At 56.4% G+C, this 22082-nt stretch carries 20 protein-coding genes; 9 read left to right on the top strand and 11 right to left on the bottom strand.

The genetic code is table 11. The annotated features are described in order from the left end of the window. Positions 1–76: 76 nt before the first annotated feature. From L1047_RS15105 to L1047_RS15085, 5 genes are all read right to left on the bottom strand, one after another. Positions 77–2995 carry an NHLP bacteriocin export ABC transporter permease/ATPase subunit gene (locus L1047_RS15105; protein ID WP_235279828.1) on the bottom strand — a complete coding sequence of 973 codons (2919 nt, stop codon included), beginning with the start codon at positions 2993–2995 and terminating at the stop codon, positions 77–79. Between the two features lie 2 nt (positions 2996–2997). Next, positions 2998–5253, bottom strand: coding sequence for an NHLP family bacteriocin export ABC transporter peptidase/permease/ATPase subunit (locus L1047_RS15100; protein WP_235279827.1), 2256 nt, complete (start codon positions 5251–5253; stop codon positions 2998–3000). Continuing rightward, positions 5243–6718, bottom strand: a complete 1476-nt coding sequence (locus tag L1047_RS15095) for an NHLP bacteriocin system secretion protein (RefSeq protein WP_235279826.1) — start codon at positions 6716–6718, stop codon at positions 5243–5245. The genes L1047_RS15100 and L1047_RS15095 overlap by 11 nt, the downstream gene beginning before the upstream one ends. Before the next feature lie 9 nt (positions 6719–6727). After that, complete coding sequence (locus L1047_RS15090; protein WP_235279825.1) at positions 6728–7840, bottom strand: cyclic nucleotide-binding domain-containing protein; 1113 nt, start codon at positions 7838–7840, stop codon at positions 6728–6730. Positions 7841–7922: 82 nt separating this feature from the next. Then, positions 7923–9122: a DUF7005 family protein gene (locus L1047_RS15085; protein WP_235279824.1), complete on the bottom strand. Its 1200-nt coding sequence runs from the start codon at positions 9120–9122 to the stop codon at positions 7923–7925. Positions 9123–9511: 389 nt separating this feature from the next. On the opposite strand from L1047_RS15085, the gene L1047_RS15080 reads away from it, so the two are divergent. Then, positions 9512–11185 carry a TolC family protein gene (locus L1047_RS15080; protein WP_235279823.1) on the top strand — a complete coding sequence of 558 codons (1674 nt, stop codon included), beginning with the start codon at positions 9512–9514 and terminating at the stop codon, positions 11183–11185. Positions 11186–11413: 228 nt separating this feature from the next. On the opposite strand, the gene L1047_RS15075 is transcribed toward L1047_RS15080, so the two are convergent. Next, the gene (locus L1047_RS15075) at positions 11414–12169 is read right to left on the bottom strand and encodes a MinD/ParA family ATP-binding protein (RefSeq protein ID WP_235279822.1); all 756 of its coding nucleotides are present in this window, start codon (positions 12167–12169) and stop codon (positions 11414–11416) included. Between the two features lie 494 nt (positions 12170–12663). Here L1047_RS15075 and ablA point away from each other — a divergent pair, with 494 nt between their 5' ends. From ablA to L1047_RS15060, 3 genes are all read left to right on the top strand, one after another. After that, positions 12664–13917, top strand: a complete 1254-nt coding sequence (gene ablA / locus L1047_RS15070; protein ID WP_235279821.1) for a lysine 2,3-aminomutase — start codon at positions 12664–12666, stop codon at positions 13915–13917. A gap of 99 nt (positions 13918–14016) precedes the next feature. Next, positions 14017–14199, top strand: coding sequence for a DUF3285 domain-containing protein (locus L1047_RS15065; protein WP_235279820.1), 183 nt, complete (start codon positions 14017–14019; stop codon positions 14197–14199). A 204-nt stretch (positions 14200–14403) separates the two neighbouring features. Further along, entirely contained in the window at positions 14404–15540 is a 1137-nt protein-coding gene (locus L1047_RS15060) for a histidine kinase (protein WP_235279819.1), read from the top strand. 39 nt (positions 15541–15579) lie between these two features. Here the strand turns inward: L1047_RS15060 and L1047_RS15055 are convergent, their stop codons facing one another. The 4 genes from L1047_RS15055 to cobU form a co-directional block, all read right to left on the bottom strand. Then, on the bottom strand, positions 15580–16344 hold the full coding sequence (locus L1047_RS15055; RefSeq protein WP_235279818.1) for a class II aldolase/adducin family protein: 765 nt from the start codon (positions 16342–16344) through the stop codon (positions 15580–15582). A gap of 53 nt (positions 16345–16397) precedes the next feature. After that, a complete protein-coding gene (locus L1047_RS15050; protein ID WP_235279817.1) occupies positions 16398–17024 on the bottom strand; it encodes a hypothetical protein in 627 nt (208 codons plus the stop codon). Further along, positions 17021–17515, bottom strand: a complete 495-nt coding sequence (locus L1047_RS15045) for a CRR6 family NdhI maturation factor (protein ID WP_235279816.1) — start codon at positions 17513–17515, stop codon at positions 17021–17023. The genes L1047_RS15050 and L1047_RS15045 overlap by 4 nt, the downstream gene beginning before the upstream one ends. 74 nt (positions 17516–17589) lie before the next feature. After that, on the bottom strand, positions 17590–18171 hold the full coding sequence (cobU, locus tag L1047_RS15040) for a bifunctional adenosylcobinamide kinase/adenosylcobinamide-phosphate guanylyltransferase (RefSeq protein ID WP_235279815.1): 582 nt from the start codon (positions 18169–18171) through the stop codon (positions 17590–17592). A 48-nt stretch (positions 18172–18219) separates the two neighbouring features. On the opposite strand from cobU, the gene L1047_RS15035 reads away from it, so the two are divergent. Both L1047_RS15035 and L1047_RS15030 read left to right on the top strand, forming a co-directional pair. Beyond that, a complete protein-coding gene (locus L1047_RS15035; RefSeq protein ID WP_235279814.1) occupies positions 18220–18489 on the top strand; it encodes a hypothetical protein in 270 nt (89 codons plus the stop codon). A gap of 49 nt (positions 18490–18538) precedes the next feature. After that, positions 18539–19324: a hypothetical protein gene (locus L1047_RS15030; RefSeq protein WP_235279813.1), complete on the top strand. Its 786-nt coding sequence runs from the start codon at positions 18539–18541 to the stop codon at positions 19322–19324. A gap of 88 nt (positions 19325–19412) precedes the next feature. Here the strand turns inward: L1047_RS15030 and L1047_RS15025 are convergent, their stop codons facing one another. Beyond that, positions 19413–19697 carry a YggT family protein gene (locus L1047_RS15025; protein ID WP_235280096.1) on the bottom strand — a complete coding sequence of 95 codons (285 nt, stop codon included), beginning with the start codon at positions 19695–19697 and terminating at the stop codon, positions 19413–19415. A 226-nt stretch (positions 19698–19923) separates the two neighbouring features. Here L1047_RS15025 and L1047_RS15020 point away from each other — a divergent pair, with 226 nt between their 5' ends. The 3 genes from L1047_RS15020 to L1047_RS15010 all read left to right on the top strand — a co-directional run bounded on the left by L1047_RS15020 (position 19924) and on the right by L1047_RS15010 (position 21998). Next, entirely contained in the window at positions 19924–21066 is a 1143-nt protein-coding gene (locus L1047_RS15020; protein ID WP_235279812.1) for a response regulator, read from the top strand. Positions 21067–21258: 192 nt separating this feature from the next. Then, entirely contained in the window at positions 21259–21636 is a 378-nt protein-coding gene (locus tag L1047_RS15015; RefSeq protein ID WP_235279811.1) for a response regulator, read from the top strand. Beyond that, on the top strand, positions 21633–21998 hold the full coding sequence (locus L1047_RS15010) for a response regulator transcription factor (RefSeq protein ID WP_235279810.1): 366 nt from the start codon (positions 21633–21635) through the stop codon (positions 21996–21998). The genes L1047_RS15015 and L1047_RS15010 overlap by 4 nt, the downstream gene beginning before the upstream one ends. Positions 21999–22082: the final 84 nt, after the last annotated feature.

The raw sequence follows: 22082 nt of genomic DNA, 5'->3' as shown, positions 1-22082 counted from the left end.
GGGAAGGGATCCCGAGGCCATGAAGATCTTTGAGAAAATCTTTGAGAAAATCTTGAGCCTCCAGACAAGACCCAGGTTAAGCCGTCTGTCGAGCCATCAACTCCGCGAACAAGCCCGGTTCCTGGCTGAGTTTGTCGAAGCTGCCCTGCTGCACCACCCGCCCAGCCTCGATCACATAAATGCGATCGGCGTTGCGAATGGTGCTGAGCCGGTGGGCAATGACGATCCGGGTGGCCCGCAGACGATCCACACTGGCGCTGACGATCGCTTGCGTGCGGTTATCGAGGGCGCTGGTGGCCTCATCAAACAAGAGGATCTTGGGCCGCAACACCAGGGCACGGGCGATGATCAGCCGCTGCCGTTGGCCGCCGGAGAGGTTGCCCCCCCCTTCACTGATCACCGTGTGCATTCCCATGGGCATCGATTCCACATCCTCGGCAAAACCGGCCATGCGAGCTGCTTCCCAGGCTTCATCCAGGGTGACCAGAGCGCCAGCCGCAATGTTGTCAAAGATGGAGCCGGACATAATGCGGCTGTTTTGCAGCACCACCCCAATCTGCTTCCGCACCGCCGCCACATCCAACCCGGCCAAGTCCTGGCCATCGAAATAGACGGTGCCCGACAGAGGCATATCAAAGCCCAACAGCAGGCGAAACACCGTGGATTTGCCACTGCCGGAGGGGCCAACCAAGGCGATAAACTCCCCCGGGTCAGCGCGTACCGTCAGATCTTCCAGGGTGAGAGGGCCATCCTCGCGGTAGCGGAAGGTGATGTGATCGAGCAAAATACCGCCGCTCAGTCGTCCCGGATCGGCCTTGCTCGGATCCACTTCTGGCTTCTCTTCCAGAATCACCTTGGCCCGTCGCCACAGTTGCACCACATCCAAGCTGGTGGTGATGGTGTTGCTCAGGTCGGTCATCCCCCCCATAAAGGTGCCAAAAGCAGAATTAAAAGCCAGGAAGGTTCCTGCCGTCAGCCCCACCCCCCCTTGGGCTTGTGCCCTCTGAATCAGCCCCACCGCAAACCAAAAGAGCAAAATGGAAGTCACCGTCGGGATCAACTGGTTCACGGTTTGTACCGCCCCTTCGATGAGCTGGATATTCACCGTCCGGCGCACTTGCTCTTGGTACCCTTTGGCCCAATGGGCGAAGGCCCGTTGTTCTGCTCCCGCTACCCGCAGCTTTGACACACCGTCGATCAGCTGCACCATCAAGCCATTCAGTTCGCCACTCAACTCCAGCAAGGGCTGATTTTGCCGCAACAGCAGGATCCCGGAGGCCGTCGTCACCAAAATGGAAACCAGCGCCACTCCCAAGGCCACCCAGGTGAGGGTGACGCTGTAGGTGAACAGCAGCGCCAGGTTCAGTAGGGCAAAAATGCTGGAGAGGATGCTGCGCATTGTGGTTGCCCCGATTTGCTGGCGGATTTGTTGTACCGCCGAGACCCGCCCCACCAAATCCCCAATTGAGTAGCGACGAAAGAAGGCGGTGGGTAGCGTCAGCAGACGATCCCAAAGCCCCGTTTGCATATCGGTTTCAGTACCGGTTTCCAGGCGAGTGATCAGGATCCCTTGCGATAGCTCGAAAATGGCGGATCCCAAGGCTGCAGCCAAAAGACCCATCCCCAATTGCAGCAGCAAGGAGCGGTTACTGTCGGGAATGGCGGTATCCATCAAAATCGCCGTTGCCTGCGGTGTCAGCATCCCCAACAGGGTACCGCCGATGGCCAAACTGACCACAATCAACAGATCCCGATAGCGGCCCCGCATCACATGGCGCAACAGGTTCAAAGCTTTGTCCGCCTGTTGGGGCAGCGGGCGATAGAACATATAGGCCACAGGGGTCAGGGTTTCTGCCAGTTTGGCGTTCATTGGTTTCCGGGTTTGGGTCTCCGGGTCGAACAGCTCATACTGGCCAGCCCCCTTGGGTAGAAGGGCGACAGGACAGTTCTCCACTTCGGTGTAGGCCAAGAGAGGGCCGTTATCTTGTTTCCACCAGTTGGCCCGCAGCAATACCCGGCGAAAACGCAACCGGGAGGCGCGGGTGATCGCTTCAATCGGATCTTTCACCCGTGTCAGATCCTCGGAGCGGGCTGGAGGGGAGATTTCTGCCCCCATCATGTTCCCCACCGCCTGAGCGGCGATCAGCACCGGCGCACCCTGGGCGAGTACCTCGGTGCGCCGAGGGTTGAGCACCCCTGCCAAGCCCCCCAAGGCATTGGCTGCCGTCTGTTGGTTCAGTTGTTCGCGGGCTTGATATTGGGCGACCTCCACCTGGAGTTGCTCTTGCTCCCGCAGCTTCAGATAGGTGTAGAGGTGTTCTAGCAACGTTTGAATGCCACCCCGGATTTGACCCGGCGAGAGGCTGGCGGTGCCCTCTTGGCGCACTTGGCTGGGTTCGGTGGCCAACAGCCACAAATGTTCCGAAACCGGCAAAACTTGGCCCATGGTGGGCAAGGCCATTTCCGGTAGACCCAACAGCTGCACTTGCCCGGCCCGCAGCTCCACCCAAACCGGTGTGGTGGGCTGAAAGGTTTCCTGCTCCAATAACGAGACGTTGGCGGTGGCCGCAGGTTTCGGAACCCGGCTGGGCAAAGGGGCGTGAAAGGAGGATCCCAGTTTGCCGATCCAGTCCACCACCCCCTCATGGCCGCTCTCAGTCGCCAAAAAGGGATCCCATTCCTCGGGTTCTAGTTGCAACACTTCCGATTCTTCTAGAGCGACAGCCAGCAGACCATAATCGGAATCGGGTTTGACCTCGACCCCGTTGGAGGAAGCGGTCTCCTCCGGGCGAAAGGCCATCATTACCGTACCCGCTTGTACCGTAAATAGATAACGGCGCATTCCCTGTAGGGCCCCGCCCTCTCGGCGCACGGCAAATACCGCCAAGCCCCCCGACTGTAGAATCCAGATCCCCTGCTCCAAGAGCAGGGGGCGGTTGCCCCGCACCACTTTGAGGGATCCCTTTAGGGTTTGGATGCGATCGATAGCCAACATACTCAAGCCTCCCCTTGTGCGGAGTCGGACTCACCACCTTCTGAACTGTCTTCGTTTTCTTCCTCTTCGCTTTGCAGCAGGCGGGCGTAATAGCCACCCTGTTCCCAGAGTTCTTGGTGGGTGCCCCGCTGCACCACTTTGCCCCGCTCCAGGACGATGATCTCATCGCAATCCCGGATGGTGCTGAGGCGGTGGGCCACGATCAAACAGGTACAGCCGCGCCGGCGCAGGTTCTGGTCGATGATCTTTTCTGTTTCTGCATCGAGAGCGCTGGTGGCTTCGTCCAAAATCAGGATCGTCGGGTTGTTCACCAGAGCGCGGGCAATTTCCAGCCGTTGCCGCTGTCCACCGCTGAGGTTGGTCGCCCCTTCCAGCAGGTCTGCCCCGTACCCCCCCGGCATGGAGAGGATGACATCATGGATGACGGCATCCTGACAGGCTTGAATCAAGTTGGCCTGCGGGATGGTGGCATCCCAAAGGGTGAGGTTATCCCTTACGCTGCCGCTAAAGAGGAGAATTTCCTGCTCAACGATGGCCATGGAGTTGGTGATCACGGAGCGGGGCCACTGCTCACGTGGGATCCCATCGAATAGCACCTCCCCTCCCCAAGCCTCGTAAAGGCCGGAGACCACCTTAGCCATGGTGGATTTTCCCGAGCCACTCCCCCCCACCAGTGCTACCCGCTGGCCGGGATTCACCTTGAGATTAAACCCTTCGATCAATGGGGGATCCACATGGCTGTAGCCAAAGCTGATGTTCCGCAGTTCCAAATAGCCCTGGAGCTTGACGGTCGTCGGGGTGGCGGGTTGAACAGAGGGGGGCGGAGCTTTGGGCAGTTGCGAATCGGTGGGGTTTTGCAACACATCGTCTAGCCGATTCAGGTTGCCCTCCAGATCTTGCAGCAAGCTCCCGAACCCCACCAGCTCGTTCACCGGCGACAGGAAGCTCTGCATCAGGGTTTGGAAGGCCACCAACATCCCAATGCTGAGGCTACCCCCCATGACGCGGAACCCGCCCACCACCAGGATCAACATCGAGGTGAGGGAGGTGAGCAAAGAGGGCAAAACCCCTAAGTTTTGGTTGGTGATAGCCAAAGCCTGTTGGGCGTTCACCATCTTGGCGTAGTAGCCCGACCACCGCCCGAAGAAATCTGATTCCAAACCGGAGGCCTTCAGGGTTTCCATACTGTAGAGGCCGGAGATGGCCGTCCCGAACAATTTCCCCTGTTCTTGGGACAGACGTAGGTTGCCATCCACCCGTTTCTGGGCCACCCACTGCAAACTAAAAACATTGACCAAGGCGAAGAAAATCCCGATCGCCGTCAGCACCGGGTCGTACTGCAGCATGACCAAAGCATAGAAAATCACCATGGCCGCATTGATCACACTGGTGGCCAACTGCCCGGAGAGAGCGCCCGCCACCTGATCGTTGAGGCTAAGGCGGTTGGCAATTTCCCCAGAGTAACGCTGGGCATAGAAGCTCATGGGCAAGCGCAAAATGTGCCAGAGAAACTGGCTGGACATGCCAATGGAGAGCTTGAGACGAAGCCGTCGCAAATATCGCTGCTGCACCTGCAGGATCACCGCCTGCAACAGGGTGGTTACCACCATCACCAGCAGCAGGGGCCGCAGCCAATTTTGTCGCCCCTGAATCAGAATCGAATCGACAAAGATTTGGTTGAAGACCGGCACCACCAAACCCACCATCGTCAGCAGGAAGCCCGCCAACAGACAGTAAGTCAACGCGCCGTAGGATCCCTGTAAGCGCTTTTGCAAGGAGCCAATCACACTGGGTTTGCGACCGGCCCGCTTGAAATCGGGGCCAGGGCGGATGACCAAAACTACACCCGTGTAGCCTTCATCGAATTCTCGCCAGCTCACCCGCCGTTTACCCGAGGCCGGATCGTTCAGATAAACCCACTGCGGCGTCATTCCCTCCACCACCAGGAAGTGGTTGAAGTTCCAGAAGACGATGTAAGGTACCGGAATCTCCTTAAGGCCGTCCAGATCCTTTTTGAAACCTTTGGCCTCCATTTGGTAGCGACGGGCCGCCTTCAGTACGTTGGAGGCTTTACTACCGTCTCGCGATACCCCACATTCCCGACGCAACTCTGGCAAGGGGACGATGCGGCGGTAGTAGCCCATGATGATACCTAGAGCCGCTGCACCACATTCCACCGCCTCCATCTGCAGCAAGGTGGGGGTTTTGACACGAGAAGGCGGTCGCCGCAGTAGGGGATTGATGAAGTTAATAGACACCCGTGATATCCCTCAAGAACGGCATGACAAAGGTGATGGGAGCTCGCTCCCCGATGGTGACGCGGGTGAGAGTGGTGGTTCCGGCCGTAATTTGCACGGGTGGCCCCAAGGACGAAGACCAGCGGTAGCCACTGACCGTATTCGGATCCAAATCTAAGTTGGCGTAGACCTGAATGGTGGGGGAGTCACTCACCAACGCCCGCACCAAGCCTTCATTGCCCACCAACCGCAATGCCTCATCCTGAGAAACCGGCAGATTGGAGACTTGCGTGACTTGCCCCAAGATGCCGCCAAATTCTTCCCGACGCACTGAAACCGGTGTCACCTGAATCGGCATGCCCGGTTGAATGCGCTTGCCATCCCCCACCGAAAAGGAGTTGATGGCGATCAGAGGACTATCTTCGTCTTCCACCTCCAGGGTGCCAAGGCGTTGTCCCGTGCCCACCACCTGACCGGGGATCACCGTCAACTCGGTAACTACCCCCGTATGTTCGACGCGAATCTGGCTTTGGGTCAGGAGTTGTAACTCCAACTGGGCAATGGTGCTCTGCTGCTGCTCAATTTGGTTTTGGCGGGCTAGCCGAGCTTCTAGGGTTTGCTGTCGTAGGGTATTTTCGCGGCTGTCGAGGCTCTGCAGCTCAATGCGGGTGCTATCCAATTGGCGTAGGTTGCTCAGATAGTTGCGCTCTGCCTCCGCCAAGCTGGCTTCGATTTGTTTGAGTTGGGCTTGAATATCGGAAATGCGGGCTACCCCCGCCAGGTATTCTTGCTCGGCACTGAGCACCACATCTCCCGTCACTACCTGATCTTCTAAGAGACGGCGGCGCTGCTCCAGTCGCTCCAGCAAAACGGGTACCTGCTGTTGGGCTTCTACCAAGCGTTGTTCCAGATTGCGCTGCTGCTCTTCGGTGGCGGCAATCCCTTTGTCGCGCAAGACCGGAATGGCTTCTTGGGCTTCGGCAATGCTCAGGGCGAGGTTCTGCCGCTGCGCCTGCAAATTGCGCAGTTCTAAATCCAGGCGCTGATTTTCCAGGTCGGTCAGGGTTTGGTTTTGGGTACGCAACTTTTCCAGTTCATTGCGGGCTTCGTCTAGGCGCTTTTGCAGTTCAGCTTGGTCGAGCACCGCCAATACCTGCCCTGCCTCTAAGCGATCCCCCACTTGGGCATTGAGCTGCAGAATCGAACCTGCGCTGGTGGCCTGTACGGGTATTAACCGGCTGGGATAAACCAACACCCCCTGGCCACTGACGGTGAGCGGGATCCGCCCAAAAATGCTCCACACCAGACCAGCCCCCACCAGAGCCGCCAAGCAGCCCAACGGCAACCAATCCCGTGGGTTGACCACCTGTAGCAACTGATCCAATTGCTCCGGCGAGGAAAGCCGCTCTAAGGATTCTTTGCGGAATAACCCGGTATTGTTATCTGCCATGCCCGACACCTCCAACCGATAGCGAGTAGGATTCAAGGGATCCTGTTAAGACAGCGTTTGCAGCAGCCGCTTCACCATCCAGTCAAAGCGGGTACCTGCCAAACTGAGCTGATCCAAATCTTCGGTCTCCAGCTCATCTTCAAACCGACTGTCCAGGGGCTGATCGCCACTGTAGGTGCGGCGGCCCAACCCGACGCGGTTGATCGTGCCTTGGAAGCGATCCAGCAACAGCAACCCGAGCACCCGGTAGAAGCGCACGGCAAAGTCTAGATCCAACTGCAACTTGGCCGCCAACTGCTGGCGAGGCAGCGTCAAGACAAAGGATTCTTCCTTGGCAGCGATGGTGACTGCCGAAGGACGTCCCTCCAAAAAGGCCATTTCCCCCACCATTTGCCCCTTGGCCAGACAATCGATCTCGCGGGTTGGGGTTGTGGAGGTTGCTCCCAATGCGGAAAAAGCTCGGTTAAGGGCGTTACCTTCGTCTTCACTGACGGATACCGAGAGGGATCCCTTGATTAAAATGTACAGGGCATCGACGGGGCGAAAAGCTTGGATGAGCACTCCCCCCGGGGGCAATACCCGCGTTTCTCCAGCGGCGATCATCCAGTCGATATCGCTATCGTGCAACTCCCCAAACACCGACAGCACCTCTCGCAACTGGGGCTGATCAGCGGCGATGCGCCCGATATTCCGGCCCATTTGCCCGGCAATGGCTTCAATGCGGCTAGCCAACATCAAGGCCACCATGCGATAGAAGCGGGATCCAAAGCCCACATCCGCCAATTTGGGACGCAGCATCGTCAAGGGCAAAGCCAACAACGAGGAGCGGGTGATTGCCTGTACCGTTACCGGAGTGGGCAGATCTTTTTTGTAGAGGACGCTTTCGCCGGTTACCTCCCCGTTGCCCAGTCGTCCCACCTCTTTGCCGGTGTCTTCTTCTCCCCCCAGAGCGGCAAAGGCGCGGTTCAGTGCCCTGCGGCCCGACTGAGCAATGGCCAATCGCAAGCTAAGGCTGCCCTCCAACAGCAGGTAGACGTGGTCGAGCTGGCTGCCTTGCCGAAACAGGATCCCATCGGGTATCAGATCCAGCTTGTGACCAGCGTTTAGCATCCAGTCGATGTCGCTGTTGCTCATCTCTTGCAGGAGAATGTCTGACATGGGCAAGAACTCCAGCGTGTTTGTCTACCAGCACCAAATGAGAACGCAAAAAAGAAGCAATTGAATCGGCGAATCTTTGGGATCACCCCGACGAGAAAGAACCCACGAGCTGCGGGCCACTGTCGGGAGAAGGAATTTCTGGCGTGCGATCCCAAGCTTGCTGCAAGTGATCTCGAGCTTCTGTACAGGCCAGTGCTTCCAAGCTTAAGGCTGTTAAGGCCAGAATCAGCCGAATTTGAGCAGCAGCGCTACTCAGAGACTCTGCCTGCTGGCGATCAAAGGCTTCCAGGTGCTCAGCAGCTGCTTTGACCATCGCTTGCAAAACCTGAAAAGCCTCATCGGAAAGGGGAGGTTGACCGCGATAGTTTTGCAACCTGCCCCCTTCGCGGTAGTAGGGGTAATTTTCCAGGCCAACAAAGTGTAGGAACCAATCGGCTCGAAAATGGCCCAGAACAGAAACAATGCCGCGATAATCGGCAATCAGCTCATCCAAGACGTTGTTGCGCATGGATCCCAGCAACCGCCGCGTTAAGTAGTGGGTGGATTCGTGCTCTAGGCGCACGGTTAGGGAGAAGTCTAACCACTCTTTTTCGCCTAGATCCAACTGAGAGGCCGATACATTGCTGTAGGGCCCTAAGCTCAGCAGAATAAACCGATCCTGGTATAACTCTTTGCGGGGAATGAGCCGCTGGAATTCCGCTGCCCAATCTCGTTCCGGATTTAACTCGGGGTGTTGTGCTTGCCAATACTGCCGATAGGTGCCCACTCGATCCCAATTGTTAAAACCCGCCACAATACAAGCCCCCATGGAATCGGGCACAGGCTTGGGCTCATTGCGCATCGTTAGAGCCCGCACCAAAGTCACAAAATCCTCCCGACATGCCGGAATCAGCACCGGGATTGGCCCCGCCAAACTGGGATGAATTTGCAACTGTAAGCCCTCCGGATGTTCGAGGTGTAGTCCAGTTGCCTCTGCCATGCCCTCGACGGAGATGCCACGCCGGGTTGCCGCTCGGTAGGAGTCTGCTTCGGAAATACCCAGCTGAATAGGAAAGCGTAACTGTACGAGTTTTTGTTGCAGCACAGGAAAAACCCCTTGCCCCAAGGTTTCCGCCTGATACGCTTGCCAAGCGGCTATATGCGGTTCTGGGGAAATGTCCCAGTTTTGGGGCGAAGGAGGTTGGGCAAAGGCATTCTGACCGTAGGCTAGCAACTGATCTGATGCCGCTTGACTGGCCCCGAAGAAGCGATGAACATCAGCGCGAAAGGAATCGACATCCATACCCAAATCCCTGGGATCGAACAGATTATAGCGTTAGATAATCTCTAAAGCTCATAACCCAAACCATACAAAAGTCGGTAGACTCAAAAGCGTGAGTTCGCCGTGGCAAGTTGAGTCTATTATGCAACTTCATAGATAGGATTCGAGCAGCTTAACACTCCTTATGTTCTTGACTGATTTTGAGCTTGCTAGATGATGCCCTATGGCTGGGAAGACTGGACTGTCTAGTCATTTTCTTCTTCATGGGGCTTTCTTCTTTCTTTGTTTCTTTGCCTGACCTTTATAAAGCAATGAAGTAATAATTTCTGTAACGGTCTCGGGCTCGGATCCCCTGTATTGGCTAAGTGAACTCGGCATATTAAGCTGGGTTGTTCCTGCGGTTCCCCTCTATGAGCCTGCTTCCGATGTCGTTTTCTCCTCTGTCTCGAATCCGTGTTCTTGTGCTCGGTTTGGCGGCTTGGTTGGGATCCGCCATGATGTCTGCCGGGCAAGGGATCCCGACAGCAGCGGAACTTTCCCCTGAGGCAGAGATCGAGATACCCGAGTTGCCTTCGCGGGTGGAAGCAGTCCAGATCCGGGAAGTGCTGACTCTGAGCTTGGAGGAGGCGCTGGCTCTCGCGGAAGCCAATAGTCTGCGGCTACAACTGGCTCTAACCCAGATTGATAGCAGTCGAGCTGCTCTGCGCGCTGCCCAGGCGGAATTCAATCCGACCCTGAACCTGCAGTTGTCCGCCAACCGTTCCATTTCAGCCACCGGAGATGTCCAGACCACGATCAGTAGGCAACAGTTAGAACAACAACTGCGCAACAGCGAGGCGGCCATTCCCCTGCTTACTGCCGAGCTATCCCGTTTGCAGGCGTTGCCTTTGCCAACTGATCCGGTGGAACTGATCCAGCAGCAGCTACAGATTTTCTCCGTGTCTCAACAACTGCAACAGCGATTGGGAGAGGCGGAATCCCTGCCGGATAGCATCGGCGGCACCCAAAACTACGGTACCCTCAGCCTGAATGCCTTGATCACCATCAACCAAACCCTCTATGCCGGGGGGCGACGGGATGCGCTGGTAGAAGCGGCAGAGTCTCAACTGCGAGTCAGTGAGCTGGAGCTGCAAAATGCCCTGCAACAGTTGCGCCTGGAGGTGATCGATGCCTATTACAACCTGCAGGAAGCCGATCAACAGGTGGTGATCCAAGAGGCGGCTGTCCGTGAGGCCAGTCGTAGCTTGCAAGATGCAGAAGCACTGCTGAGAGCCAGTTTGGCCACCCGCCTGGATGTGCTCAACGCCCAAATTCAGTTGGAGAACGCCAATTTGCGTCTGGCCCAAGCCCGAGGAACCCAAGCGATCGCCCCTCGTGCTTTGGCCCGTCTGCTGAACTTGCCGCCAGATACCAGCATCCGCACCTCAGCAGAGGCTGAACAGGCTGGCAAGTGGGAGCTGAGTTTGGAGGAAAGTATTGTTCGTGCTCTGCAGAATCGACCCGAGCTGGAGCAACAACGGCTGCAGAGATTGATTAGCCAAGCTCAAGGGCGGGCAGCTTTAGCCAATTTGCTACCTCAGGTGAGCGTTTCTGGGAATGTCAACTTGGTGCAGCTCTACACCGACGATCCGCGCCCCGCCAGCCGTGTTGAAGGTTTGGGTGCCGGGTACTCTTTGCAACTGGATGCTCTGTGGACCTTTTCCGACGGGGGGCGTACACGAGCTCAGGTAGAGCAACAACAGGCCACCGCCAATTCTTCGGCCTTGCAGGTGGCAGATTTGGCTGCCCAAATTCGCCTGGAGGTGGAGCAAGCCTTTGTGGAGCTGGATGTGAACGAGCGCAACATCGCCACTGCCTCTCTTACTCTAGAGCAAACCCAAGAGGCTCTGCGCATTGCCCGATTGCGCTTCCAGGCTGGTTTAGGCACCCAGTTGGATGTGCTGAATGCGGAATCCCGACTGACGGAAGCCAATAGCAGCCTGGTACAGGCGATTCTTGGCTACAACCGCGCCCTTGCCCGAATACAACGAGCCACCAGCACCTTATCTGGGGAACTGGAGGACACTCCCGCACCGACTCCTTAATTTACTTGATTTACCTTTTTTCATCATTCATAACCTTCATTCATAGCGTTTGTGCCATCGGATAGTCCATTGAAGCTCCAAATAAGGATCCCCCTGCACCGATCTTTGGACACCATTGGACGCGGGACACCTTCACAAACAAGCAACAAAATCAAGATTTAATGAAGAAGAAAGACTTGGATCCCAGACAGACTGAGGGTGAACTGGGATCCCAATTGGCCATGCAAATTAACGAAGAATGTAGGCGGCGATTTGCTGAATCGTCTTGCTCCATTGGTGATCGGGAAATTCAAGGCTAAAAATGCCAGCACTGCCCAATTTGACCATATCTTCTGAAAGGGGAAGCACTCCAGCCACCGTCAGATTGTAGGTGGACTCCACCTGCTGCTTAACTTTGGCGAAATCGAAGGAGGTGAGCACTTTGTTCACCACCAACAACATGTTGGGAACCTCAAGACGGCGAGCCACATCCACCGTCACGGCTGTCCCTTGGAAGTCTTGCCGATCTGGGCGCAGGATCAACACCAGGACATCCGAGATAGTGATAGAAAGCAGCGTTTCTTCGTTGAGGCCGGGGTGGGTATCGATGAACAGGTAGTCGAGCTTTAACTTCTTGAGCAAGGACTGGAAGCCATCGTTGAGCATACCGACGTCGTAGCCCTCGCGGAGAATACGGGCGATATCACTAGCCTTGACACTGGAGGGAACCAAATAGAGGGTGCCTCCTGCTGCTTTGGCGGCCTTGGGGGTCAAATCATGGGCAGCTTCTTCGATGCGGCATTTTCCCCAGAGATAATCGTTCAGGGTGTGGCCTGTCTTGTCCTCTTCCAGTCCAAAGAGCACGTGAACTCCAGGGGACTGGATATCCGTATCGATGACAGCCACTCGTTTGCCCTGCTTGGCGATTTGAGCAGACAAGTTGGCTGTTGTATTGGACTTCCCAGTCCCACCTCGATAGGAGTGGATGGAGACAATTTTTGCCATGATTGATCTCTAACCTCAATTCGGGTAGGTGGACAGCAGACGTTGGGGAGACACAGCTCAGTAGACAGGTTTTGGAAGCTACGCCTTTGACTTTAACCCGAGAAGATGGAGCTATGCCGAGATAGCGATAACTTCTAAAGGATTATGCCTTGTACTTGCACATCAGAACCTAAAAGATAATCTTGGCAAGCCAGGACGATTCACAGTCCTTTACGCCAAGGGCACCCGAGCGCGTTCGCCTGTAGCGGCCCATAGAGCAACGCTAATCACTGACGCAGAGCATATCAGCAGAGCATATCACTAGAGCATTCTCCTACAATCTCCTAAGGACAAAGGTATTCTTGTAGGAAACCCACCCAAGAGTCGTCCGTCTGATTTAACAAAAGTTCAATTAAGAAGCCACTCGAGAAAGTGGGCGCGAAAACGATTATGCTGAAGCTAGTGCTTCCGTGTTAATCCGCAAAGCAGCTGTATCCAAAGTAACACAAGCTTTTATGCCAGCCACCGCTGTTCCCCAAGCTGCCATCCCCAATCCATGGTCAGAAGTGCCGCTAACTGAGTGGGCGGATTGGCACTGGCAACTGGGGCATCGCCTCAACTCCCGCGCAGATTTGGAACAGCTGATACAGCTTACACCGGAGGAAAAGGAGGCTTTGGATCAGGAGAGGAAGTTTCGTGTCGATATCACCCCCTACTTTGCCCGCCTTATCGATCCGGTGGATCCCCACTGTCCGATCCGTCGGCAGGTGATTCCCCTCAGCCGGGAATTTCAAGCCTTTGAGGGGATGCGGGTAGATAGTCTGGCGGAGGACGAGCACAGCCCTGTGCCCGGTTTGGTGCACCGCTACCCGGATCGGGTGTTGATGTTGGTGACGACCCACTGTGCCAGCTACTGTCGCTACTGCACCCGCAGCCGCATGGTAGGGGATCCGCAGCAGGCGTTTAGCAAGCAGCAGTTGGATCGGCAGATAGAGTACTTGCGCCGTACCCCGCAGGTGCGGGATGTCTTGCTCAGTGGCGGGGATCCCCTTACCCTTTCCGATGCCTTGCTGGAGTACCTACTCGGCCAACTCCGCCAGATTGAGCACATTGAGATTGTACGCATGAGCACTCGTGTGCCGGTGTTTTTGCCCCAACGGATCACCGCCGATCTCTGTGCCCTGCTGCGCCGCCATCACCCCTTTTGGCTGAATGTACACATCAACCATCCCAAGGAGATCACTCCCGAACTGAGCGAGGCGCTGGCCAAACTGGCGGATGCAGGGATCCCGTTGGGGTGCCAAAGTGTGTTGCTGGCCGGGATCAACGACAGCCTCGAGATCCAACGGCAACTGGTTCACAAGCTTGTCCAGAACCGGGTGCGTCCCTACTATCTCTACCAGTGTGACTTGGTGAAGGGGGCCGGTCACTTCCGCACCTCTATCTCCAAAGGGATCGAAATTATCGAAGGCTTGCGCGGCCACACCAGCGGCTATGCGGTGCCCACTTTCGTGGTGGATTTACCGGAAGGGGGAGGCAAGGTGCCGGTTGGCCCCAACTACATCCTCAGTCAGGGATCCCATCGGGTTGTGCTGCGCAATTATGAAGGACTGATCGTGGCCTATGAGGAACCGCAGGACTATGTGGAACCGGCCCGGATCCCACAAGGCTCTCTGGGGGTGAGTGGGCTGTTGCAAGGAGAAGCCAGAGTGTTGAAGCCGGAAGGCTTTGAAGCCCACCACCATCGGCCCTATCACCGCGAGCCATAGTAGGGACTTCCACCAGTGTCAAGATAGGGCGCACCTTTATCTGGTGGGCGGTTTGAGCTAGCCTAAAGGTAACCTTAAGTTGTTGCCTCAGGCATTCTGATGTCGCAGCCTTCCTCTGCTGATCCCGTTTCTGTCCCTGAGACCTCGGCCCCTCAACCCAGCTATACCCGTCTGGCCATGCGCAACATGGTGCGCAAAGGTAAGACTTCCCTGCTGCACTTTGCCCTCACCTCAATCGGGTTGGTGGCAATCTTGGTGGGGCTGGCTTACCTGTTTCACTAGTTTTCTCATCTGCTGCATCTGGCCAATCCAACGGACGGAGGCAAGATTGTTTTCTTCATTACATTCGATGACACTTCTTAAGCTTTTCCTAAGGTTAGATGTTAGCAAGGAGGAGAAGAGTCTGATGGGGAGGGATCCCCGGTTTCCAGGCACCTCAGGTACTGTTATCCCCACACTCATCTTTGGCCCTTTCGGTTTTGGCCTATGCAAACTTCGCTAGATCGCGCTTCCACTCGCTCGGGTATCCGCCTGTTGTTGTTTGCCAAGAATCGAGCCAGTATTGCTGATCTTGCCGAGCAGTTACGTCAGCACATTCGAGGGCTAGCGGGTCAATACCCTGCTAAGTTGGAAGTCGTGCTGCTAGAGGATCACCCCTATCTGGCGGAGCATTACAAACTGGTGGTTACCCCGGCGTTGGTAAAGGCTGAACCCTTGCCTGCTCAGGTACTGGCTGGAGGAGATTTGGCTACGCAATTGGAGGTGTGGTGGCCCCGTTGGCAAGGGCAAGTGGCCTTGGTCTCTAATCAAGAGAATGCCGGGCAGGATCCCACCCCTACACCTCCCACTACCGAAGCCCTGTTGCAAATGTCGGAAGAGGTGTTCCTGCTGCGACAGGAACGGACACAATTGCGGGAGCAGCTTCATTTCAAAGACCGTATCTTGGCGATGCTGGTTCACGATTTACGCAGCCCCCTAACCGCTACAGCCCTAGCGGTAGAAACCTTACAACAAGGGCGTGAGGGATCCCTGGATGAAGAGCTGGAGCAGCAACTATTCGACCATGCCCGCCAGCAACTGCGCAAAATGGATGGCATGATCACCGACATCCTGGAGTCTGCCCGGGGTACGACATCGGAGCTAACCATTCGAGCTGTAGAAATCCAGTTGCCCAGCCTTTGCCAATCGGTGATCGAGGAGTTGTGGCCGCGGATGCAGCGCAAACAACTGCAGTTCCAGGCGGATATTCCTGTGGATTTGCCTTCAGTGCAAGTGGATGGCGATAAGATTCGCCAGGTTTTGTTCAATTTGCTGGATAACGCCATCAAATATACCCCTGCCCAGGGATCCATTCGTCTGAACGTCCTGCACCGTACCAGCCAAAAAGTTCAGGTCACCGTTAGCGATACAGGCCCAGGGATCCCGGCAGCCGACCAAGAGAACATCTTCTCCGACTCGGTACGCCTGTCGCGGGATCAACAGCAGGAAGGTTATGGCATTGGGCTTTCCCTTTGTCGGCGGATTTTACGAGCTCACTATGGGCAAATCTGGGTAGAGTCTACCCCAGGTAAGGGGAGCAGCTTCCATTTCACCCTGCCGGTGTATCGGGTCTACCGCAGCTAGACGGGATCCCAACCCCATAAGGAAGCGGGTGGTTCCAGTTCAATCCTGGTAGGAGGGATCCTCACGATCCAACTTGCGGATCAGGGCTTGCCATTCCCGTTCCCCGATCGGGCCTCCCCCCCGCTCGAACTGCCTGGCGGTATGCTCACAAACAGAGGCGGGCGGGATGAGCAGGTTAGAGTTGGTCGACTGGGCCGCGATCTGAATGCGGCAAGATTGTTCCAAGTAGTACATGCGCACGAAGGCTTCCGGAATGGTGCGCCCGACGGTAAGCAGACCATGATTGCGCAGGATCAGGCTGTGATGGGATCCGAGATCGGCGATCAACCGTTCCCGCTCCGCCAAATCGAGGGCAAGGCCTTCATAGTCGTGGTAAGCCAGATGGCCATAAAACTGCATGGCAAATTGGCTGATCGGCAACAACCCTTCGGGCAAAGCGGCAACCGCCATTCCAGCAGTGGTGTGGGTGTGCAGCACGCAGCAGATATCGGGACGGGCACTGTGGATGGCGCTGTGGATAACAAAGCCAGCGGGGTTAATCGGCCAGTTACTAGGTTCCACAATCTGCCCATCGGTATCGATCTTGACCAGGTTGGAGGCAGTCACCTCCTCGAACAACAAGCCAAAGGGGTTGATCAAAAAATGGTCTTCTGGCCCCGGCAGGCGCACGGAAATGTGGGTGTAAACCAGATCATCCATGCCAAAACGGGCAATCAGCCGATAGCAGGCCGCCAGCTGACGGCGCAGTTCTGCTTCCGTTAAACCCTGGACAGTCGGGGATGGAGAAAGGACAGAGGAGGTCATGGCAGCACCCCAACAGATGACGAGGAAGGCAACAGAGTCATTTAGGTATAGCCCTAGATATAGCCCATTGCCGCTAGAGAATCCGTATCCCAGGTGATCTGCCCCCGCAGATCCATACGTCCCAACACCGGGATCCCCAATTGAGCTTCCAGGTACGTGGCCAGGGCTGAATCCAGTTCATTCAGATCTTCTAGATCTTCTAGCTCCAAAGACCGGCGATCCTGAACCGTAGAGGCGGGAAAGTCTGGCCGGGATCCCAACACTCCACCAGCAGCCGTCGAACCTCCAAACCTCGGCTCACCGAGCAGAACCCATCCCAAACAGCGGGCCTGAGCTTGGTGCAGCAACGCCGCAAAGGCGACCGCTTGGCTCGCCGCCGACCCCCTCGGCAGCGTCAGCAAGACCGGCAAATTCCAAGCTCGAGACAGATCCGCCCAGGTTTGTCCCGCCCCGATCGGATCGGCAAGGCTACCCAGCAAGACCAGCAGAGGCTCTGCCGTCCCTTCGTGGTTCAATGTCGAGATCTGCTGCCAAAGCTCCCGCAGATGCACTTCTGAAGGCAGGGGATCCCCCCTCAGCCAGTGGTAGGAGCGCTGAGAGCCAGAGACCCAAGCCTGAGCTACCTCCGTCACACTGGGGATCCCCGGCCCCACCCAAGTGCCCGCCATCAGCACACTCATGCTTCTCCACCCAGAGTCTCTGCATCCCAAAGGGCCAAAAACTGCGGCTGGATCTCGAAGCCAAACACCAAAGCCATATCCCGCAGCGTGGAAACCGAGCCCAACTGCTGTTGTTTCAGCCAGCGCATCAGCACAAACAGTTTTTGGTAAACGAAGATTTCCAGCGCCTCTGGATTATAGAGGATCCCTTCACGGGCATTAAATTGATGGGGCACCAGCATCGCGGCATAGCGAGCCAGTTCCCCCTGTCGCCAATCGAGGAAGTAGGGCAACCAGGGATAAATCGTATCCCAACGGATGAACCATAGGCGCACCTCCGGGATCTCCGACAACTCCCGTGGATCTTCAGGGCTACGCGGGTAGTCGATCACGCATTGCACCTGTTGGGCGGCCCGAGCGGGATCCGCCATCACGGTTTGCATCAACTCATGTCCCGGAGTCAAATCCAGGGTTTGGATGGCTTTGGCAGAAAGGTAAAGGGTGATGGGCACAATTTCACAGCTATGCGAGCATTTATGAACCTTGAACAGAGCCAGGGATTTCTCGCCATGGGGCCTTTTGCAGCTTATCGCAGCTCTGGATCACCGGGATCCCACACCTGCCACACCTGATCCACCGGGATCCCCAAGCGGCTGATCTCCAGGGCAAAACCTGCCGTGACCAAAAAGACCTGATCCGCCACGACCCCCACTTTCTGGGTCAACTCCCCCAGCCGATCCCGAAACAAGCGCCCCATCGGGTAAGCGGGCACCACCCCCCACCCCACCTCCTCCGCCACCAAAATCACATACCCGGCAAAGCCCTCTAGGTGGGCCAGGAAAGACTGCACCCAGGGATCCCATTCTGAGGGAGAATAGTCCAATCCCTGGGCCACCCAGCCCCCCAAGGAATCCACCAGAGCACAACAGGGCTGCGGCAACTTCTCTAGTTTTGCACTCAAATCCAGGCCTGTTTCCCAGGTTTTCCAACTGGACGGTCGTCGCTGCCGGTGCCGTTGCACCCGTTCTGCCCATTCCGGATCCCTCACCGGATCAGCTTTAGGCCCAGTAGCCAGATACATCACCGATAAACCCGAAGCCATCGCCAGCTTTTCGGCCAGACGACTTTTGCCGGAGCGAGCCGGGCCACAGATAAGCACGATCGGCATGGGGGTTAGGATGGGAACGAGTTTACATAGAGTAGCGAAAGCCTTGTCATGCAGAATATCCAGGACATCCAGGCTCCGAAAGCGGCATCTCAGTCCCCCACTGCTGGTTGGATCCATCTTGCCCTCAGCTTGACCACTGCCCCAGTTTTGCTGGGCTTGGTTCTAGCAGATCAAGCCAGAAAATGGCTGGGATCCCTCACCTGGGAGGATCCGGGTTGGTGGTTAGGGGATCGACTGCCCAATTTGGATAGCACCACTCTACAGACCCGTCCGCAACAGAGCAAAAACTCCACCCCCCTCAACCCTCAGGCTCCTTAACCTTTCGTATCATGGGTAAAGCAGTCTGAGCAGCAGGAGCCGTTGTCCGTTGAGGAGCCAAGCCACACCATCGCGGGATCTCGCCTCCACACTCTCTGGGGTGTTGTTTTGGCTGAGTGCGTTTCTCTTCACAGCGGTGTTGAGCGCCTGTCTAGGCTATCTATTTGGCCAACGAGCCCTCTCGGGGGTCTCTTCTCCCGTTGTCAGTTCCGACGGTGCTGCCGCCCCAGGCGAAGCACGGGATCCCCGCACGGTACCTCTGGTGAATGAAGCGCAAGTGATTGCCGAAGCCGAGGCCAACCTCAAGCCCGCTCCCACCCCAACCCCCCTGGTGACCGCAACGCCCCCCCCAACCCCGACACCCACCCCCACTCCAACCCCTAGCCTTTCCCCAGAACTGGCGGAAGCTCCCACGCCCCCACCCACACCGCTTGCCGCCACTCCGACACCCCCTCCCACTCCGACACCCCCTCCGATCATTCCCACCCCCCCACCCCAGCAAATTGCCGCTAGCGGACAGGTTTCCATGCAGGTGCTCTCCGCCCGTCGAGAAGGAGGTCAGGTGGTTCTCAATGTAGCCATGCAAAACAACTCAGCGGAGACGGTGCGCTTCCTCTACAGCTTCATGAACATCACTGACGACAATGGCCGGGCGATCAATGCCCTCACCCAAGGCTTGCCCGGAGAACTTCCCCCCAATGGTCAGGTGTTTCAGGGCACCATCCGCATCCCCGCTTCCAGCCTGGCCGGATCCCGGGCGCTGTCGGTGAGCCTCGCCGATTACCCCAGCCGACGCCACCAGTTGGGGGTAAGTGGGATCCCAGTGCCCCAATAGCCGCAACGGGGTTCCCAAAAATGGCAGAGCAGCCCAGCCCAGACTGGTGGGCTCTGCAAACCCCTCAAGCATTCTCAATGCAAATTCTTCAGTGCAAAGCCATCGTCAGCAACCCCTGCTGACCCAGCAAAACCTCCCGCAGTAAAGTGACCAAGCCCACCCAAACCACAGGGGCCATATCCACTCCCCCCAAAGGTGGAATCAACTTGCGAGTGGGCCGCAACAGAAATTCCGTTGCCCCAATCACCAGAGCGTAAGGCAGTCGGGCGGTATCCAGTTGCGGGTACCAAGACAGAAAGATGCGCAGTACAAACAGAAGAGTATAGATCGCCAGCAATGGGCCAAGTACCCAGGCAGAGAGAAACAGGAGCATAGACTTTACAGAAGAAAGGGAGCAACAGATTCGGATCCCTTCTATTGTGACAGCCGCCGGGATCCCGCGACCGGCAGCGGCCACCCCAGTGGGAATCGGAGGATTGGAACGGAGCAAACTCCAAGTCTTTTCTGCAGAAACGGCCCAATCCACCGCAGTTTGGGATAGCACTAAGAAGACTAACGGCATAATAGTCATATCTCGCTGGACTTTAGGCAGGGCTCCCATGCAGGGGAAACTACAAGAGATCGATATCCGCAGCATCCTCCAGCTGATCGAGTTGGGCCAGCGCACCGGGGAGCTTTTCGTGGAGGCCAGCCCCTCCGCCTACTGGTTTGTTTTTTTTCTCAACGGGCGGATCATCTACGCCTCCGACACTGAAGGCAACATCACCCGCCTGCGGGACTACCTACACCGATTCAAGGTAGAAGCCGCCCTCGACCAAATCCAGATCCCCCACAAGGCCGCCGTCAACGCTCCCGAGTACAACCGCCTCTGGTCTTTACTCGAAAACCACAAACTCAACCCCAGCCAAGGCAAACAAATCCTCCTGAGCATGGTGCGGGAAGTCCTCTTCGATCTGCTCAGCCTCCACCACGGCTCTTTTATTTTTGAGGCCGGATCCCCGTTAGCCCCTCAGCTAACCACCTTCCCCGTTACCCCGCTACTGACGGAGATTGTGACGCAAGTGCAGGAGTGGAAAAAATTATACCCCTACATCCAAACCCCCAACCAAGCCCCCACCCTCCTCAACCCCACCCCCCTGCAGCAAAATCTGCCTGCCCCTGTTTTCAAGGCCCTGAGCGAGTGGTCAAACGGCAAAACCAGCATCCGTCAAATGGGGCGTTACCTCGGTCGAGATACCCTGACTGTAGCCAAAGCCATCTACCCCTATGTCCGGCAGGGGGCCATTCAACTGTCAGAACCTATCCTGATTGCAGAACCTAAACCCAGTCGTCCCGTCAGCCTGAGCGGCAAACCCAGCCACATCTTCTGCATCGACGACTCCATGGCCATCCAAAAAACCGTGGAGTTTATCTTGCAGAACGAGGGCTATCAGGTGACCACCATCGGCAACCCTCTCAAAGCCCTAGGGCAGGTGTTTCTTCTCAACCCCGACATGATCCTCTGCGATGTGGCCATGCCTAAATTGGACGGCTACGAGCTGTGTGCCATGTTGCGCAAGTCCAGCCAATTTCGCCAAACCCCCATGATCATGCTGACCGGCAAAGATGGCTTCACCGACCGCATCAAAGCCCGCATGGCCGGAGCTAACGAATTCCTCAGCAAGCCCTTCGCTGAGAAGGAATTACTGACCATTGTTGAATCCTATGTAGGCCCACCTCCGAAACGCAGCCCTAATGAGTAAGCAACAGTGAGTCAAAGAAGTGGCAGCCAAACCCTCCCAAAGAGGGAATACTGGACAGAAGGGTAACCCCATCGAAACAATAGGGGTAGCACAGCCAACCTAGCATCAGGGAGCTGGAGCGAGATCATACCAGGTCTCAATCGAAGCAGGCGCAACGGGTGGGGTGCCAAAAACAACAGGAGCAAGACAACGATGAGTAAAGTGCTGGTGGTGGATGACAACCGTACCTACCTAGAGACCATTTCTAGTCTGCTTTCCGACAGTGGGTTGGAAGTCTCGACAGCCATGGACGGCGTAGAGGCCATGGATGCTATCCGTCAGCAAAAGCCGGACTTAGTGGTGCTGGATGTGGTTATGCCGCGTATGAATGGCTACGAGGTGTGCCGAGAAGTGAAGGGAGATGAAAGTACCAAGCACATTCGCATCGTCATGTGTTCCACCAAGGATCAGGCCTTTGACATCGAGTGGGCTAAGCGCAACCAGGCGGATGCCTATGTGACCAAACCCTTCAAACCTCAGGAATTACTAGCTACCATCAAAAACCAGTTGCGGGAGATCAACCGGAAATGAGTCGCGTTTTGGTTGTAGAAGACAGCCAATCTCAGCGGGAGATGATCAGCAACTTGCTGAAGCAGAGTGGGCTGGAGGTGACCGTTGTTGGGGATGGATTGGAAGCCCTAGAAGCGGTGCAGGGCGACAGGCCAGATTTGATCGTGCTAGATATTGTCATGCCACGCATGAATGGCTACGAAGTGTGCCGTCGCCTCAAAGCCGATCCTCTGACCCAAAACACACCGATTGTGATGTGTTCCTCTAAGGGGGAAGAATTTGATCGCTACTGGGGGATCCGGCAGGGGGCTGATGCCTATATTGCCAAGCCCTTTCAGCCTCAAGAATTAGTAGGTACGATTAAACAATTATTGAGAGGTTAAGAACCGCCCGTTACCCATCCCTTCCGGTGATGCCCGCAAGGCACGCTGTACTCCAGCACTTTTGGAGAAGGGTATAAGCGGGCC

This window comes from Synechococcus sp. Nb3U1 (genome assembly GCF_021533835.1).
GTDB lineage: Bacteria > Cyanobacteriota > Cyanobacteriia > Thermostichales > Thermostichaceae > Thermostichus.
This window is presented reverse-complemented; position numbering and strand designations above follow the sequence as displayed.

Coding starts and splice junctions, on each gene's coding strand:
- L1047_RS15085 (WP_235279824.1), bottom strand. CDS start 9,122: ATGGATGTCGATTCCTTTCGCGCTGATGTTCATCGCTTCTTCGGGGCC.
- cobU (WP_235279815.1), bottom strand. CDS start 18,171: ATGCCGATCGTGCTTATCTGTGGCCCGGCTCGCTCCGGCAAAAGTCGT.
- L1047_RS15010 (WP_235279810.1), top strand. CDS start 21,633: ATGAGTCGCGTTTTGGTTGTAGAAGACAGCCAATCTCAGCGGGAGATG.
- L1047_RS15055 (WP_235279818.1), bottom strand. CDS start 16,344: ATGACCTCCTCTGTCCTTTCTCCATCCCCGACTGTCCAGGGTTTAACG.
- L1047_RS15105 (WP_235279828.1), bottom strand. CDS start 2,995: ATGTTGGCTATCGATCGCATCCAAACCCTAAAGGGATCCCTCAAAGTG.
- ablA (WP_235279821.1), top strand. CDS start 12,664: ATGCCAGCCACCGCTGTTCCCCAAGCTGCCATCCCCAATCCATGGTCA.
- L1047_RS15075 (WP_235279822.1), bottom strand. CDS start 12,169: ATGGCAAAAATTGTCTCCATCCACTCCTATCGAGGTGGGACTGGGAAG.
- L1047_RS15060 (WP_235279819.1), top strand. CDS start 14,404: ATGCAAACTTCGCTAGATCGCGCTTCCACTCGCTCGGGTATCCGCCTG.
- L1047_RS15050 (WP_235279817.1), bottom strand. CDS start 17,024: ATGAGTGTGCTGATGGCGGGCACTTGGGTGGGGCCGGGGATCCCCAGT.
- L1047_RS15025 (WP_235280096.1), bottom strand. CDS start 19,697: ATGCTCCTGTTTCTCTCTGCCTGGGTACTTGGCCCATTGCTGGCGATC.
- L1047_RS15035 (WP_235279814.1), top strand. CDS start 18,220: ATGCAGAATATCCAGGACATCCAGGCTCCGAAAGCGGCATCTCAGTCC.
- L1047_RS15020 (WP_235279812.1), top strand. CDS start 19,924: ATGCAGGGGAAACTACAAGAGATCGATATCCGCAGCATCCTCCAGCTG.
- L1047_RS15090 (WP_235279825.1), bottom strand. CDS start 7,840: ATGTCAGACATTCTCCTGCAAGAGATGAGCAACAGCGACATCGACTGG.
- L1047_RS15065 (WP_235279820.1), top strand. CDS start 14,017: ATGTCGCAGCCTTCCTCTGCTGATCCCGTTTCTGTCCCTGAGACCTCG.
- L1047_RS15015 (WP_235279811.1), top strand. CDS start 21,259: ATGAGTAAAGTGCTGGTGGTGGATGACAACCGTACCTACCTAGAGACC.
- L1047_RS15080 (WP_235279823.1), top strand. CDS start 9,512: ATGAGCCTGCTTCCGATGTCGTTTTCTCCTCTGTCTCGAATCCGTGTT.